Origin of the sequence: Anderseniella sp. Alg231-50 (assembly GCF_900149695.1) — a bacterium.
Lineage (GTDB): Bacteria > Pseudomonadota > Alphaproteobacteria > Rhizobiales > Aestuariivirgaceae > Anderseniella.
This window is the reverse complement of the sequence record NZ_LT703006.1, coordinates 345,859-362,834: the sequence shown is the minus strand read 5'-3', so window position 1 is coordinate 362,834 and position 16,976 is coordinate 345,859. Positions and strand designations below refer to the sequence as shown.

The 16,976-nt window shown below is 54.2% G+C and carries 9 protein-coding genes and 1 tRNA gene; 9 read left to right on the top strand and 1 reads right to left on the bottom strand.

The window, feature by feature from the left end:
- Nucleotides 1–126: 126 nt before the first annotated feature.
- The 4 genes from DHN55_RS19800 (at nucleotide 127) to DHN55_RS22525 (ending at nucleotide 5,281) form a co-directional block, all read left to right on the top strand.
- Nucleotides 127–2,028: an asparagine synthase-related protein gene (locus tag DHN55_RS19800; protein WP_108883270.1), complete on the top strand. Its 1,902-nt coding sequence runs from the start codon at nucleotides 127–129 to the stop codon at nucleotides 2,026–2,028.
- Between the two features lie 409 nt (nucleotides 2,029–2,437).
- The gene (locus DHN55_RS19795) at nucleotides 2,438–4,021 is read left to right on the top strand and encodes a 2-isopropylmalate synthase (protein WP_108883269.1); all 1,584 of its coding nucleotides are present in this window, start codon (nucleotides 2,438–2,440) and stop codon (nucleotides 4,019–4,021) included.
- A gap of 192 nt (nucleotides 4,022–4,213) precedes the next feature.
- Nucleotides 4,214–4,289, top strand: a tRNA-Lys gene (locus tag DHN55_RS19790).
- Between the two features lie 167 nt (nucleotides 4,290–4,456).
- A complete protein-coding gene (locus tag DHN55_RS22525; protein ID WP_337660582.1) occupies nucleotides 4,457–5,281 on the top strand; it encodes a hypothetical protein in 825 nt (274 codons plus the stop codon).
- Between the two features lie 417 nt (nucleotides 5,282–5,698).
- On the opposite strand, the gene DHN55_RS19775 is transcribed toward DHN55_RS22525, so the two are convergent.
- On the bottom strand, nucleotides 5,699–6,862 hold the full coding sequence (locus tag DHN55_RS19775) for a hypothetical protein (protein ID WP_337660581.1): 1,164 nt from the start codon (nucleotides 6,860–6,862) through the stop codon (nucleotides 5,699–5,701).
- A gap of 245 nt (nucleotides 6,863–7,107) precedes the next feature.
- On the opposite strand from DHN55_RS19775, the gene DHN55_RS19770 reads away from it, so the two are divergent.
- The 5 genes from DHN55_RS19770 (at nucleotide 7,108) to DHN55_RS22515 (ending at nucleotide 16,908) form a co-directional block, all read left to right on the top strand.
- Nucleotides 7,108–7,515: an SxtJ family membrane protein gene (locus DHN55_RS19770; protein ID WP_337660580.1), complete on the top strand. Its 408-nt coding sequence runs from the start codon at nucleotides 7,108–7,110 to the stop codon at nucleotides 7,513–7,515.
- 15 nt (nucleotides 7,516–7,530) lie between these two features.
- Nucleotides 7,531–7,680, top strand: coding sequence for a DUF5989 family protein (locus tag DHN55_RS22520; protein WP_337660579.1), 150 nt, complete (start codon nucleotides 7,531–7,533; stop codon nucleotides 7,678–7,680).
- Nucleotides 7,680–9,521, top strand: coding sequence for a carbamoyltransferase N-terminal domain-containing protein (locus DHN55_RS19765; protein ID WP_108883264.1), 1,842 nt, complete (start codon nucleotides 7,680–7,682; stop codon nucleotides 9,519–9,521). The genes DHN55_RS22520 and DHN55_RS19765 overlap by 1 nt, the downstream gene beginning before the upstream one ends.
- Nucleotides 9,522–9,880: 359 nt before the next feature.
- Entirely contained in the window at nucleotides 9,881–16,576 is a 6,696-nt protein-coding gene (locus DHN55_RS19760; RefSeq protein ID WP_337660578.1) for an FG-GAP-like repeat-containing protein, read from the top strand.
- The gene (locus DHN55_RS22515) at nucleotides 16,573–16,908 is read left to right on the top strand and encodes a hypothetical protein (RefSeq protein ID WP_337660577.1); all 336 of its coding nucleotides are present in this window, start codon (nucleotides 16,573–16,575) and stop codon (nucleotides 16,906–16,908) included. The genes DHN55_RS19760 and DHN55_RS22515 overlap by 4 nt, the downstream gene beginning before the upstream one ends.
- Nucleotides 16,909–16,976 lie beyond the last annotated feature (68 nt).

Genomic DNA, 16,976 nt, shown 5'->3' with positions numbered 1-16,976 from the left:
TCCCGGAAAACCTGGACGAAACCGCAATTGAGGTTGGTACCCATCCTCGCGATTACGCGGGGATCGCTGCCGCACAACACCAACGACAATCCGATATTCCCGCAAGAACTCGGACCGTCGTAAGATATGACAGGATTAATTGCCGGACTGATTTCACTCACCGGTCGCAATTCCAGCAACGTCGCGGAAAAGCTGGCGGCTGCGCTGAAGGATAGTGCCTCGTGCACCGAGCCTGAAGCATATTGCGACGATCATGCCGTATTGCTGCAATGCGACCTGCGTGCGCCGGGCGAAGCTTCGCGCGCCGGTCGGCCCATAACAGCGGACCCGAAAATAGGGGTCCTGGCCTGCGACCACAGATTGTACAATCATCTTGAGCTTGCCGATGACATGGGCCTCGGGCGGGATGTCGGAATGTCCGGGGTTCTGGCCGGCACACTGGCCACGCACGGCGACCATGCCGCCGGACTTGCGCTGATTGACGGGGATTTCGCCCTGGCTTTGTGGAACCCGGACACACGCAGTCTGCTGCTGGGCCGGGACGGTGTTGGCGTGCGACCCTTGTTTTACAGCTATCGGCCCGGCGAGTACCTGGCGTTTGCCTCATTGCAGTCAGTGCTCTGTGCAGCCGGTTTCGCCAGCGATGCTCCTGACCGGGATGCCGTCGTGCGGCTGGCGGTCGGAGATCATAATACCGGTGAACAAACCTTCCTGCGTGATGTGCGGCGCGTGATGCCCGGAACAATGCTGGTGTTCGAGAATGATCAGGTGCGGTCGCAAACCTTCTGGAAACTCAAACCCGGCAAAGCCATTTCGGCCTCGATTCCGGCAACGTGGATGGCTGACGAGCTTCGGGTCCGGCTGCAAGACGCGGTGCGCCGCAGGCTGCCGGAGGAGGGCCCGGCCGCAACCCATTTGAGCGGCGGGCTGGACAGCAGCGCGATTTCCGTCCTTGCGGCCCGGGCACTGCGTGCACGTGGCGACACCGTACACGGTTATTCCATCCAGGCGCGGCGGCGGTGTGACGTCGACATCGTCGATGGTGCGCCCTATGCCAGTGTAACCGCGCAGGCGGAAGAAAATCTGCGTGCCGTCGCAGTCGATGCTTTACCGTTTGGCGCACTTGCAACCGGCAATGTCGCACTGGGTGAGCCGGTGCTGAGCCATGAAGACGATCCCTACGAACGCATTGCCGGCCTGGCCGGTGCGGCAGGCCACGGACCGATCCTGTCCGGCTTTGGTGGTGATCACCTGGTAAGCTTCAACGGACGCGGGGACCTGTCCGAGTACCTCCTGAAACTCAAATGGCGACGGCTGGCCCGCGAACTTGACGCCCACAGGGAGAAGACCGGCAGGCCGGCCTGGAAAACCCTGGCCGCGGATATCGGCACCCACGTGCTGCCGCAAACCCTGTCCGACGGCCTGCGGAACAAATTCGGTTCCGTTGAACCGCCTGTCCATTCGCTGGCCGACTTCATGAATGACGCGACCGTCAGCACGAACAGTGCCGGTCCGACAACCCGGCAAAACCGCCTTGCCCTGCTCAACAATGGCAGTATTCCGGTGGGGCTGGAACTGCTGGCACGCCAGGCCGCGCGCCACGGCACCAGCTACGCGTTCCCGTTCCTTGACCGGAACCTGATGGACTATGCGCTGCGCCTGCCGACCGAGGTGTTTCGCGTCGACGGGGTAGGGCGCTGGATATTCAGGCAGGCGATGGTTGGCGTTCTGCCGGAATCGGTGCGCACCAACACCCAGCGGCTTCCGCTCAGCCCGTGCAAGGTGCTGGAAGCCGCGGAAGCCAAACCGGCATTTCGCGAGACGCTGAACCGGCTGCGCAAGGTGGATGACCTGCCATTTGACCTGGACCGCATCGAACAGGCCATTGACGATCTTCCGGATCCGGAAAAGCGGGTTCACGAAGTCAATCGCTGCGCCGCGCGCGGCGAAATTGCCGACGAAAGTGCGGTTCTGTTCACCTTGCCGCTGTTTCTCGGGCGCTACCTCGCCAGGCAGGCGAGCGTGTAGATGACCTCCGGCAAGCGGGGTTTAATGGAGGAAATGCCGGCCAGCGCAAAAATGAAGGGTGTTACCGCTTGCGCGGGTCGGCGGCTTGCCGTAAAACTCCCTTAACTTTCCCACGGCATTGTGAGTGCGGTTGGGGAAATCCGAAGGAACCGGCGAAGAGCACATGAAGTCTGTCATAGACAATGCAATCGACCGCAAGGGCCGCGCTCTGCTACGCGCCGGCCTCCTCCTTATTTGCCCCTGACCATTGGCTGTCCGGTGTTCAATCACCAAAGAGACGGATGCTCAGGGGAACTCGGAATTTCAAGCAAACAACCGTAATATGCCGGCACGTGATGAGTGCGATTTCACCTGAACAGTTTCAGGCCCGCCCGCACAACCAGGCAAAAGAGGATGGAGCATCAGGCCCATGAGCAAGTCAAAAGACCAGGTAATTATTTTCGACACTACTTTGCGCGATGGCGAGCAGTCGCCCGGCGCCACCATGACGTTCGACGAAAAGCTGCAGGTGGCGGCACTGCTGGACGAAATGCGTGTGGACGTGATCGAGGCAGGCTTCCCGATTGCATCGGAAGGAGATTTCGAAGCCGTATCAGAGATTGCACGGCGGACAGAGCATTCGGTTATCGCAGGCCTGGCACGGGCCATTCCCGGCGATATCAAGCGCTGCGGCGAAGCCGTGAAGCATGCAAAACGGCCACGCATTCACACCTTTGTCTCCACGTCGCCGATCCATCTGGAATTCCAGATGCGCAAGACGCAGGAAGAAGTGCTCGACATCATCCACGAGACGGTGACGCTGGCGCGGTCCTTGTGCGACGACGTTGAATGGTCGGCCATGGATGCCACGCGTACGCCGCTGGATTATCTGGCACGATGCGTCGATGCCGCCATCAAGGCAGGCGCCACCACCATCAACCTGCCGGATACGGTGGGCTATACGGTTCCGGACGAAATGCGGCACCTGTTTGTGACCATGCGGGAAAACGTGGCCAACTCCGACAAGGCGATTTTCTCCGCCCATTGCCACAATGACCTGGGCATGGCGGTGGCCAACTCGCTGGCTGCCATCGACGGCGGGGTGCGCCAGATCGAGTGCACCATCAACGGGCTGGGGGAGAGGGCCGGCAATGCGGCGCTGGAAGAAATCGTCATGGCGCTGAAAACCCGCAATGACGTATTGCCCTATGCCTGCAATGTGAAACCGGAACTGCTGACCCGCGCGTCGAAGCTGGTGGCTGCGGTATCTTCGTTCCCGGTGCAGTACAACAAGGCCATTGTCGGGCGCAATGCGTTTGCCCATGAAAGCGGTATCCACCAGGACGGCATGCTGAAGAACCAGGAAACCTACGAGATCATGACGCCTGAATCGGTTGGCGTGACCAAGACTTCATTGGTGATGGGCAAGCACTCGGGCCGCAACGCCTTCAAGTCGAAGCTGGAAGATCTGGGCTATGAGTTGTCCGACAATGCGTTCCAGGATGCGTTTGTGCGCTTCAAGGCCCTGGCTGACCGCAAGAAACACATTTACGACGAGGATATCGAGGCTCTGGTGGATGAGGGGATTGCGTCGGCGGCAGACCGAATGAAGGTCGTGGCGTTGACGGTGATCGCCGGTACCATGGGCCCGCAGACCGCGACGCTGACGCTGGATATCGACGGCCAGCAGTCAACGGTGCAGTCGGTGGGCAATGGCCCGGTGGATGCCACGTTCAACGCAATCAACGCATTGCATCCGCACGAAGCCAAGCTGGCGTTGTATGATGTTCATGCGGTGACCGAAGGCACCGATGCGCAGGCGGAGGTATCGGTGCGGCTGGAAGATGTCGAAACCGGGCGCCAGGTGACGGGCAGGTCGGCTGATCCCGATACGCTGGTTGCATCTGCCAAGGCCTATATTGCGGCTCTGTCGAAGCTGGAGGTCAAGCGCATGCGCGGTGATGCCACGGCGCCTGTTAAGGCGCTGGCAGGCGCAGAACGCCGCGGCCCTTAACGAATTCCGGGCTCCGGTCTTAACTATCAATGTGAAGAGAACTGGCACATTGCAACATTTGCCGGTAGACTTTCATTTACTCCTTTGATATGGCATCCGAACTTGATGCAGGGGCGCGCTCGGACATGCGCGCCCCTTGCACGCCAGCCGCGGGTGCGTTTAACAACATCTGACAGCTGTATGAATTGGTGAGGGCGTATAGCTCAGTTGGTAGAGCATCTGACTCTTAATCAGACGGTCCCGGGTTCGAATCCCTGTGCGCCCACCAATCATTTCAATGGCTTAGCGCTGAACACATTCTCCTGAAAGATCAACTGGAAGCAATTTGGAAGCAACTTTGTTGCCATATTGTTCGTTTTAGTCTCCAGTTTTGAGCCCGTAATTTTCCACAATGTGGTATGGATGGCTTCGATGTTTCTTTGTTGGAGACGCTTTATGTCCCATCCCCAACTGACCATCAGAAAACCTGACTATGCATTGAGGGATCCAATTGCGACTGCTACGGCTGAGGCAGTATTGAAGTATGGCTATTGTTCATTGGGAGCGTTGAGGGAAGCGCTGCACTGCAAGCTCTGGTCAACCCAACGCCATTCACCAGATCTGAAGTTACTCAAGAAGCAGAGTTCGGAGTATTTGAGAGAGTTTCGTCTGTCTCCTGAAAAGTGGTTTGGACGAGTGGACAAAATGTTGGCAGATGCAGTGAAGAAGGGCGAGCTGCAATTGTTTGGCTGGCCTGCAGGTTTCGACGATGCCGGCATTTATGTAATAGAGGATCCTCCGCAAAAACCGGTGCGGATTACAGGTGAAATTCTTAACATTGTCTGGCCCTTGCATCGGAGATTGCCAAACGTCCATCTTGGGTTGAAACCGGCTTCGATTTCCAGGCTGGCAGGGGGGCAAGAGAGGTTACTAGCACCAGATGCCTTCGTTGTGATGGATTTGAAACAAGCAAGCAGATGGGTCGAAAACGACAGGTTGAAAGGAGAATGGCCAAGCCAACAGGGACAATGGCGAACAATCGCTTCACCTGCACCTAAAAGGGGCCGTCCAAGCAGACGTGGCGAACTGTATGAGCCAATTGTTGGTTTGGTTGAAACGGGTCAGTGGAGTGGTGCAAAGTCGGTTGCAAAATTGTTACGTCTCCTGGAAGGCCAGCTTGGGCGTAAGAAACTTTCCCGCGATACAGTAACTAGAACGGTAGACGAACTAGCAAACAATCTTGCTGACCCTCGCTACAAACGTCGATCCCGTAAATTGTAAGGTGAAATCCAATTCTGTTGACATGTTTTTGAGTTTGAACAGTTGAAACAACATTGGCATTTTGAGAATTCTAACAAATTGTTTTTGGATTGAAGCTGCGCTGCTGACCAAGCCTTCCGTGTTGCCGTTTCTATGGCACTCAGATTGCGTTAGACAATGGACGATCGGATAGTGTTGTAAAGCTGAGACGGGATATAGATCGGCAGAGCCAACTTCAGCTCTAAAGTCCTGTCTGACCATGTTTACATCCGAAGCTGAACCTTTCAACATCCGTCAGAAGATTGCCTGCAACACTCAAGAACATGGTGATGGAGGGGCAAACTCCCGCAAATTGTCTGTAGATTGTCGTCCGAATATTCCTATGAGGTGTGTGGCGAGCTTGTGAGGCAGTAATGTCTTTTTCTAAACTAGGTTGCCTCAAGGGCAAGCCAGCCGCGCTGGATTGAACTGCGTTCTGTTTACGAACTTGTCTTCGATCTCAGCTTTGAAGCCTGGGGTTTTTGCGCTCAACCAGGTTGCAATTTCCCGAGCTGCAAAATAATACCCTTGCTCCGTGAAATGATAGTTCGGCCAACCATAAACGGCGTCTACCCCATATTCATGGATACGCTTTGAAATACTCTCCTTCAGGTGAAGCACATTGATGTCAAGTGCCATTCCTAGTTTATCGACTTCCCTTCGAACCAGGTTAGCATAAACGACCGGATTGTTACGTTGCCATCTATCTTGATGATCAAATTCCTCTCGTCCAGGAATGGTAACTAAGTGAAATGGCCTTGCCCCAGCTTCCAATTTCAAGTCGGTGAGAGATTGGCGCAGAAGTACGAGTTCTTTCTCTGTCGGTGAGGATGGGCTAGGCGAAAACTGCCTCCTCAACGTCCAGTATGATTTTGCGATCAACTGCCCGGTTTGTGTTTCACCAAGACTTTCGATTTGGGGCCTTATTTTAGATTTCAACGACTTCCAATACGCTTTTTGCGCTGAATTCTCTTTAAGCAAGAAACGCTTGAAACCGATGTTGTCCTGCAGGTCATTGGGAGTATAGATCAGAACCATAATGGCTTCATGCGGGATCTTATTTGCAAACTCCTTGTAGGTCTCAAGGTGCTGCAATGTGCCGTGACCGCCGGTTCCAAAGTTCAGAAATTGGTAGTCACTGATCCACCGATTCAGAAATGCGGGAATGGTTTCTGTTTCATCGGCAAGTACACCTCGGGTGAAGGAGTCTCCTACTACAAACACACCGGACTTGCCCGCGATAGGTCTGGCTGTGCCCCGAAACCCCAACTCATTGTGAACGTAGAAATTGACCTGGTCATTTTCAAATTGGAAGAACGCCGAAAGCGGGCGTTCTCTGGATTTGACCGTCGAGTGTAGTCTGTTTCGCGAAAACGGAGGGCTGCAATAATGATTCTGATAGTCATGTAGCTCCAAATTCGTCAATGAACGAGATGTGTGCAAGCTTCGCGGAACGTTTGCTTCCTGCAAATTTTTATAGAATATCAGTGCTAATTCGAAAAACACGACAGATACAGCGAAACTACAGAGCAATAGAAAAACATTTTTGACCCAGCTCGACATGCTATTACCAACACTCCCACTTTAAACCCGCATCAGAATTATTCGAAATGCCGTCAATAAAATACATACCTAAGGTTGTGGTGCCTTCAATTGAATCAACTCAATCGATCAGATTGTTTTCTAATGGAAACTAGAAAGGTGAAAAGGTCGCAACAGCAAAACCATTTTTGGGCTGGTTAAAACAGTTTTGGTGACCTATTGGTCCCGTAGAGAGTTGTTATTGGATCCAAAGCGGGTACATTGCAGTGATAGACATCGATGAGCATGATGCTGTGACTGTCGGGTCAGAACGCAGTTTCGGCATTGTTTTTTCCGTCGTATTTGTCCTGATCGGCCTTTGGCCGCTGGTTTACAGCGGGTCCCCCCGCTGGTGGGCGCTCACTGTGGCAGCCGCATTTATAACAGCAGGTTTTCTGTTTCCCGCGGTTCTGAAACCGCTGAACATTTTGTGGTTCAAGTTCGGCATGTTGCTCGGCCGGATCATCGGACCTGTTGTCATGGGCCTGATTTTCTTCATTGCAGTGACACCAACCGCCCTGATCTTCAAGCTGCGCAGGAAAGACCTGCTGCATCTGAACCGGGATCCTGGTGCCAGTTCCTACTGGATTGCCCGGGACGAAACGACCTCCGGTTCGATGCGCGACCAGTTCTAGAAAGGTTTTCGTGAAATGTCATTTGTCGCTGAACTGTGGAAATTTTTGCGTGTACGCAAAAAATTCTGGCTGTTGCCCATCCTGACGATGATGGTGCTGCTCGGCGGCCTGCTGGTTCTCACCCAGGGATCCGCCATCGCGCCGTTTATCTATACAATCTTCTGATGACAGCGATACTCGGTATCTCTGCCTTTTACCACGACAGTGCTGCAGCACTGGTGCGGGACGGAGAAATTTTGGCCGCCGCGCAAGAGGAACGCTTTACCCGAAAAAAGCATGATGCGTCCTATCCCCGTAACGCAATCGACTATGTCCTGTCCGAAGCAGGCCTCAAGATCGCCGATATCGATCATGTGGTTTTTTACGACAAGCCGTTCCTCAAGTTCGAACGGTTGCTGGAAACCTATGTGGCCTTTGCACCGCGCGGGTTTTCATCCTTTCGTCTGGCAATGCCGGTATGGCTCAAGGAAAAACTGTTCCAGAAGACGATGCTGCTGAAGAATTTGAAACAACATGACGGCGGCTTTGCCAACGCCGAAAAACTATTGTTTTGCGAACATCACATCAGCCACGCTGCCAGTGCCTTCTACCCGTCGCCGTTTGAAGAAGCGGTGGTGCTGACACTTGACGGGGTTGGCGAATGGGCAACCGGGTCAGTTGCAATCGGGCGTGGGCGAGACCTGCAGATGGTCAAGGAGATGCGCTTTCCCCATTCGCTCGGATTGCTGTACTCGGCATTCACCTATTACACCGGTTTCAAGGTGAACAGCGGAGAATACAAGGTCATGGGACTTGCTCCTTATGGAGTGCCGCGCTTCAAGGATCTCATACTGGAGCACATTGTCGATCTCAAGGAAGACGGATCGTTTCAACTGGATCAGAGCTATTTCAATTACTGCACCGGCCTGACCATGACCAAAGACCGGTTTGCCGAACTGTTCGGCAAACCGGTGCGCAATGCCGAAACCGATCGCCTGACCCAGTTTCACATGGATATCGCGGCTTCGGTGCAGGCTGTCACAGAAGAAATCGTGCTTCGCATGGTGCGTGCACTGGCTGAAGAACATGACATTCCCAATCTGTGTCTGGCAGGCGGCGTAGCCCTCAATTGCGTAGCCAACGGCAAGCTCAAGCGCGACGGTGCGTTTCAGAATATCTGGGTACAGCCTGCGGCAGGCGATGCCGGCGGTGCCGTCGGCGCAGCGCTGGCCGCATGGCACGGAGAACTGCAGCATGACAGGACGGTTGCCGACGTCACGGACAGCATGCGCGGATCTTATCTCGGTCCCAGCTATTCTGCCAGCGAAACGGAAACCGCGCTGGACGCTGCCGGTGCCAGATATGAAGTGCTGACGGACAAGGAGATGATCTCGCAAACCGCCCGGGCACTGGCAGACGGAAAGGCCGCCGGCTGGTTTCAGGGCCGGATGGAATTTGGCCCGCGTGCGCTGGGCGGCCGGTCCATTCTTGGAGACCCGCGCTCTGAAACCATGCAGAAGATGCTCAACCTGAAGGTCAAGTACCGTGAGAGTTTTCGTCCGTTTGCACCATCGGTTCTTGCCGAACACGTCTCGCAGTGGTTCGAATTCGACGGTGTGAGCCCCTACATGCTGATGGTTGCAGACGTGCTGGAAAAACACCGAAAACAGATGACCGCGGAACAGGACGAACTGTTCGGTATCGACAAACTCAATGTGCCTCGTTCCGTCGTTCCCGCCATAACGCATGTTGATTACTCAGCCAGGCTGCAGACCGTGCATGCGCAAACCAACCCGCGCTATCACGCGCTGATCAGCGCATTCCGGGACCTGACCGGGTGCCCCATGCTGGTCAATACGTCTTTCAATGTGCGCGGCGAACCGATCGTGTGCACGCCACAAGATGCCTTTCACTGCTTCATGGGAACCGACATTGAATGGCTGGTTGTCGGCAATGTGCTGTTGCGCAAGGAAGATCAGGACCCTTCCCTGTCACAGGACTACAAGTCCAAGTACGAGCTGGACTGAGCACAGTTATCCCGATGCTTGCCGTCAACCTGTAAAGGGTAATCTACTCACCATCTAATTCGTTCTGTTACCTGGTCACCATTCGGCTTCAGTTCGAAGGTGCTCCACAGCAAGGCGATTGTTCGAGATTTCCGTGTTGCCGTTCCTACGGAACCCAGATGGCATTGTCCTTTAGCTAGTATCAGTTGGCTGCAGGCAAATTCCCTAACACTCATCGAAGCGAATCAGTTGCAATCTCCAATTGAGGTATTGATGCGCTCTTTAACTTGCACGGATAATGGTAGTGATAACAACGGATATTGCAACCTATTGGTGAGACATCCGCACGCAAGCAGTTTTTCTCTGCATAAAGAAAAAATATGATTGACTTCTTTGCTGCAGTTACGTCAACTTTCCGTGAACTGGGGAGAGGAACAAGTACCTCTCAATATTGGCGACAAAACATGTGTATCGAGAAGATGATTCTCGATCCGGACAAGTATTGTCTGTTTGCTAATTTGGGGAGTTGTTCGATGCTTAATCGTTCGTATTCTGTGCATACTAGTAATTTTTCAACTTTCTTGAATTTGCGACACCTCCAATTCAGTTCATACATCGCCATTCTGCTGGCTTTCATCGTGGGCTTGAGTGGCGCAGCACGAGCAGCGGAGTTGACTGGAGCCACGTCGGGTGAGCTTGGTGTGTCACCTGCGGGTGCCGCCAGTTATTCAATCCCTATTTCAGTGCCGCCCGGTACGACGGGCATGCAACCATCTTTGACGCTGCAATATTCCAGTCAGGCCGGCAATGGCATCATGGGGGTTGGCTGGTCCATAGGCGGGCTGTCTTCCATTACCCGTTGTGGAACCGATATCCACAATGACCAGACTATCGATCCAGTTGATTTCGAGACTGATGACAAGTTCTGCATGAACGGAGAACGTCTCGTACCAATCGTCGGAACCAACGGAGCTGACGGTACCGAATATCGCACCCAGCAGGAAGAGTTTTCCAAGATCGTCTCCTACGGCAATGCTGGAACCGGACCATTGTGGTTCAAGGTATGGAAGAAGAATGGACAAGTATATCAGTATGGCGCCGGTGGGGGAACAACAGTAGAAGCATCTGGGCGCAGTGAAGCCCGGGCCTGGATGCTGCACAAGATAACGGATCAGCGTGGCAATTATATTGAGTTTGTCTATACGGAAGACATTGTGCTTGGCCGGTTGTCTCTGGCGCAGGTCAATTACACCGGAAACACCGCGCAAGGACTTGCTCCGTACAACTCTGTTGTCTTTGACTATGAGGCTAGGCCGGATACATCCAAGGCCTATCTGGCCGGCTCTGTTATTGAACAGCATGAGCGTCTGCAAAAGGTCCGCGTGCTGGCTGGCACAACGCAGGTGCGTGACTATACCGTGGCCTACGAGATTTCAGGCACCGGACGGTCCAGGCCGATAAGTGTCACCGAGTGCGGCGTCGGCAGCACGGACTGCTTTGCACCGACTGTGTTTGAATGGTCTCCCGATGGTGCGGGCAAATTCAGTTTGTTTTCTCTAGGCGCCAATGAAGGGCTGACCAGTTCGTCTTACGATGAAAAACGCGTCATTGGATCTGGTGATTTCAACAATGACGGATTGACGGATTTCTACATAACGAGAGTCAATTCAAACGCTCAACGCAAGAAACATGGCTCAAACAAGGACCAGATCTGGCTGTCAGATGGGGATGGTACGTTCACCAAGATATGGCGTGAATATGCAGATGGCTTGCGCAACGATGACGGCATAATTGCCACAGGTGACTTTGACGGTGACGGAAATGTCGATCTGTACATCTCCGATATACACGGTGGTGGCCGATTGGACAATACGCAGAACGACAGCATGCTGTTCGGAGATGGTGCCGGCAACTTCAACAAGGTCCTGATCGGAGTCATTGATTCAACTGTGGATTATTGGGGTATTGGCGCAGTTGGAGACTTCAATGGCGACGGTTTGACAGACCTGTATCTGTACCAGCAAGACAATAAAGGCCGCGCATACAAAGTTGAAATAGAGGATGAATTTGGAGAAGAAATTGAAGTTGTAGCGCCAAATCAGGTGTGGCTGGCCAATAGAATTGGCAATAACAACATCACCTTCACCAAACAGGAAGTCGATTCTGCGAACAGCGTGCAGGACGGGCATTCTGTTGTTGCAACCGGAGATTTCAATGGCGATGGCCTGATCGACCTCTATACGGTTCTGACTGATGATCATAAGCGCGGCAAGCAAACGGGTGCTGACAGTGTGCACCTGTCAGATGGTGCCGGCGGATTTGTAAGGCAGGCTGTATCTGATGTTGAACGTGTGCCGGATGACTTTTCAGTCATGTCCACGGGCGACTTTAATGGCGACAGCCTGACAGATCTGTATCTGACCAAGACGGACAATTACGGTCGAGGTGTGTCGGGCGGGGCGGACAAGGTACTTATCGGCCGGGGTGACGGCACATTCGAGAATATTAATGTACCGGGCGCCAACAGAATCCCGGACAACTACAAAGTTGTGTCAGGTGGTGATTTCAACGGAGATGGGTTGACGGATTTTTACGTCACAGAGACGGATGGCAAAGGTCGGCTAAACAGCAACAGCCATAACAATGACAGCATATTCCTCAGTGACGGCAAGGGCGGGTTTACCAAGGAATTACTGCCTGCCGGTGCCGGCGGTGCGGTTACTTCTGGCTGGGATGATTATGTTGTCGCTGCAACCGGAGATTTTAACGGTGATGGCCTAGCTGATTTATATTATTGGAAAGGCGATGATAACCAGAGGTCTAAATCGGGTTCATACTACGATCATGTCGTGTTTTCGGCCTGGAATCCGACTGACTACTTGACCAAGGTCACCAATGGCCTCGGCCTATGGAGCGAGTTCCAGTACAAGACGATGACCGATACGGCTGTGTATACCGCTGCCACGGATGCGACCTATCCAGTAAACGACATTCTGACCGCTGGCCAGTTGGTACACAAGGTTGTGGCCGACAACGGCATTGGCGGGTCAAATACCCAGACCTACAAGTATGAGGGCTTCAAGGTTCACATCGCTGGTGTCGGCGGCCTTGGTTTCAGGGCCATGGAGGTCACCGATGACAGTACAGGCATAGTTACGGAGAGCACCTATCTGCAGGCTTGGCAGACCCATCATCAGGGCATGCTGGAGCGCAGCCGCACCATTGCGCCGGGTGACATTGTGCTGAAAGACCAGCAGGTCACATGGGCCGTGAGTTTCCGGCCCGGCGGCGGCACCGACGGTGTAGCCCAGTGCTTCCGTTATGCCGATACGTCTACCACCACCAGCCGTGACCTGAACGGTGTTCTGATGTCCACCGTGACGGAAACCACAACCTATGATGATTACGGGTATCCGACAACGCTTGTGGCTTCGACCGCCGGTAGCGGCAAGACGTTCACCAAGACCACGAACAATGTCTACACCCACAATGCGGCCACCTGGATACTGGGCCGGCTGAGCTCGGCCAGTGTAATCCATGCCGCTACCGGGCAGACGAATATTACCCGCACCTCCAGCTTCACCTATGAAGCAACCGGTGAGATTGCCACCGAGACGGTTGCGTCGACCAGTGGCCTGACGGTGACCAAAACCAATGCCTATAACGCATTCGGGGCAGTGACGTCGGTCACCGAGACCTGGGGCGAGCCGGTCGGTGACGGTATTGTCGCTACCAGCCGCACGACCAGCTACACCTATGACGCCAAGGTGCGCCACCAACTGACCGAAACCAATCCGCTTGGGCATTCCGAGACCCGTACTTTTGATCCCGACACCGGGCTGATTGCCAGTTTGACCGGCCCCAACAATCTGACCACAAGCTGGATCCATGATGCGTTCGGCCGCGTGACCCGGGAGACCCGGGCTGACGGCACTTATACCGACACCATCCGTGAGGCCTGCGGCCCCACAACCTTTGCCTGCGGCACCGATCTGGCTTTGAGAACCATCACACGGCCCCAGGGTGGTGCGGAAAGCACGGTGGTCGCCGACCGCCTGCTGCGCACAAGGCTCAGCTACGCGCTAGTCAACGGGCAGCTGTCTTACATCAATGAAGAGTATGATGCGCAAGGCCGCATGATCCAGAAGTCGGAACCTTACTTTTCCGGCAACACGGTCCACTGGACCACGATCCAGTACGATTTGCTGGGCCGCCCCATAATCACCACAAGGCCGGACAATTCCACGCAGCTGGTCACCTATAACGGGCTCACCCAGGTCGCCACCAACGAGATCGGCCAGACCAAGACGGTGACCAAGGATGCCATCGGACAGACTGTGTCCGTGACCGACAACGCCAGTAATGTCACTACCCACGTCTATGACGCTATTGGCCAGATGACCTCCATGTCGGGGCCGCTCGGCAATACCTCCACTTACGTCTACGACGACCGGGGCAACAAGGTCTCCGATACCGACCCGGACAAGGGCACCTGGACCTATCGCTACAATGCGCTGGGCATGCTGGTGGAGCAGACCGATGCCAAGGGCCAGGTAACCCGCATGACCTATGATGTGCTGGGCCGCATGCTGACGCGCATCGACGATGCAGATTCGGCAGGTGCTGCCGCACGCACTGCCACGTGGACCTACGACACCGGCAACAAAGCCATCGGCAAGTTGGTCGCGTCAACGAGTGGGAACGGCTATGCCAGCACTGCTGATTATGACAGCTTCGGCCGCCCGTCACAGGCGACGGAAACCATAGACGGCACGGCCTATACCACCACCACCACCTATGACAGTTTCTCCCGCGCCGACAGCGTCATCTACCCGTCGGGCCTGCGCACGCAGAATGTCTACGACGCCAATGGCCTGCTGACTGAGGTGAAGAACTATACCTCGCAAGCGTCCTACTGGCAGCTTCTGGAAATGGACGCGCGTGGCAATGTCTCCAAGGAACGCCTTGGCAATGGTGTTGAAACCACCCGCACCTATGAGTCCGAAACCGGCCAACTCAATGCCATATTCTCGGTCAAGGACCTGACCACGGTTCAGGATTTGTCCTACACGCTGGATGATCTGGGCAACCTGACCCAGCGCCGCGACACGGTACAGAATCTCACCGAAGATTTTCTGTACGACAATCTCAACCGCGTCACCAGCATTGCCACCACCTACGGCAACGGCCAGGCCACCAATGCAACCGTGACCATGACCTATGATGCCATCGGCAATATCACATCGAAGACCGGTGTCGGCACCTATACTTATGGCCAGGTGCATGGCTCGTGTGCCGCCAGCCAGCAGTATGCAGGCCCAAACGCCGTCACCCAGGTGGCAGGCACCAAGAACGCGACCTATTGCTATGATGCCAACGGCAACCAGACGGCAGGCGATGGCCGCACCATTACCTATTCAGCCTTCGACAAGCCGACCCAGATTCTGAAAGGCGCCAATATCGTCAATGTCTGGTATGGCCCGGACCGATCACGCTTCAAACGCGAAGACCAGACCACATCGGGCACCACCACAACCGTATATGCGATGGGCGGGTCTTATGAATCCATTCAACAGCCGTCGCTGGTTGTGGAGGAAAAACACTATATCGCCGGCGTTGCCGTGGTCTCGACCTATTCCAACTCACAGATCGCCGCCACGCGCTATCTGCTGAAAGACAATCTCGGTTCACTCGACACCATCACCGATGAGGTCGGCGCCATTGTCCAGAAGATGAGCTTCGATGCCTGGGGCAAACGCCGCGAGGTTGACTGGACGGCTTTGTCAGGCACAGCCCTGCTGGCGTTCGACACCTCGATCACCACGCGCGGCTATACCGGCCATGAGATGCTGGACCCGGTCGGCCTGGTGCACATGAACGGGCGTGTCTATGACGCCGAGATCGGGCGTTTCCTGTCGGCTGATCCGAACATCCAGGATGTAGAAAACTTCCAGAACTGGAACCGCTACACCTATGTGCTCAACAACCCGTTGAGTTACACCGACCCGTCGGGCTTCTTCTTCTCGAAGATATTCAAGGCCATCGGCAACTTCTTCAAGTCGGTGTTCAAGGCCATAGGCTCGGTGTTCAAAGCGCTGCTGAAGATACCGTTGATACGAAGTGCGATACAGATCGTGGCGTGCGGGGTAGGGCCGATAACCTGTACCCTGGCTGCAGGAGCGCTAACACTGCTGTCTGGAGGGTCGATACTGGAAGCAGTCACTGCAATGGCGTTCTCATTCGCTCAGGTCGGCGACTGGGGTATCTGGTCTCATGTCGGCACATATGTCGAGCAGTTCAAAGAATTGGGAACTGTTGGGTTCGCCGCCGTCAAGGGGGCCATCCATGGTGTTGTGGGTGGAGCCATATCAGTCGCACAAGGGGGCAACTTTCAGGAAGGGTTTGCCGCCAATGCTATAGGTGCGGCTGTCGGTGTATTTTCCCAGGGAGTATTTGGAAAAGCAGGTACAGGTGGGTTGGCTGGCAAAATTGCTCGCACAGCATCGGCAGCAGTTGCTGGCGGCGCAGCTGCAATAGTCGCAGGTGGTAAATTTGCCAGCGGCGCTCTTACAGCGGCATTTGCACATTTGTACAATCAGGAACTCACTGCTGCTAGTAGTGGTGCACGTGCTGCTGCAGTGGCCGGAGGTCGTATGGCTGCCGCAGCGGCTACTGCTGGAGTATTGGTAGGTATCGATGGTCCAGCTCCGTTCGGTGACTTTCTGGCCGGACTCTATTTGGGATACACGGCGCTATCAGGTTTGTGGCAAGACGATCTCATCACGGTTTATCGAGTCTACGGCGGTATTTCTGGGCCTCTAGGGCGCTCATGGTCACCAATCGACCCAAGGTCAATTCCAAACTATCGAGAAGCGGCTGGTTTGCCCGCGTTGAATACTGGTAGGTTCCTTAGCGTTGGACAAGTAGTATCGTTTAAAGATATCATGGTTCGCCCAGCTCAACCTTTACATGGGAATCATGGGGGGTTGCCGGAATTTGTTGTGTTGCCGCCGTCGTCTGTAACGCAAAGAATTCGAATCCTTCACCAAGGAATTAAACTGGATCCGCCTCTATGAATGAGCATATGATTAGCGAAATTGTTGAGACGGTGAAAGAGATAGATGTACTCTTAAGCCAGTCCAAAGAAAGAAGATATGCAGGGATATTCAGAAGAGTCGCTGAGTCCAGTTTTGATCCAGATTTGTTTTGGAAACGATTGCTGGCACCAGAAATATGGGGCGGATCAGGATCAGTAGTAGATCAGATATTTATATATGGTGAAAATGAAGATTCAAAAAAGTTCTGGCAATTGATTGCAATACTAGGTGACCAGGTTTTTCGTTCAGGAAAATCAAATTCATCAATTAATCTGTTAACGGGTCGTTTGAAGAGATATTATAATGTGTAATTGCGGTTAACTACGGCGACAGTTTACTAAATGCGCTAGTTAGATTGTATCATCCTTAATCTTGGGTT

Coding starts and splice junctions, on each gene's coding strand:
- DHN55_RS19800 (WP_108883270.1), top strand. CDS start 127: ATGACAGGATTAATTGCCGGACTGATTTCACTCACCGGTCGCAATTCC.
- DHN55_RS19795 (WP_108883269.1), top strand. CDS start 2,438: ATGAGCAAGTCAAAAGACCAGGTAATTATTTTCGACACTACTTTGCGC.
- DHN55_RS22525 (WP_337660582.1), top strand. CDS start 4,457: ATGTCCCATCCCCAACTGACCATCAGAAAACCTGACTATGCATTGAGG.
- DHN55_RS19775 (WP_337660581.1), bottom strand. CDS start 6,862: ATGTCGAGCTGGGTCAAAAATGTTTTTCTATTGCTCTGTAGTTTCGCT.
- DHN55_RS22520 (WP_337660579.1), top strand. CDS start 7,531: ATGTCATTTGTCGCTGAACTGTGGAAATTTTTGCGTGTACGCAAAAAA.
- DHN55_RS19765 (WP_108883264.1), top strand. CDS start 7,680: ATGACAGCGATACTCGGTATCTCTGCCTTTTACCACGACAGTGCTGCA.
- DHN55_RS19760 (WP_337660578.1), top strand. CDS start 9,881: ATGATTGACTTCTTTGCTGCAGTTACGTCAACTTTCCGTGAACTGGGG.
- DHN55_RS22515 (WP_337660577.1), top strand. CDS start 16,573: ATGAATGAGCATATGATTAGCGAAATTGTTGAGACGGTGAAAGAGATA.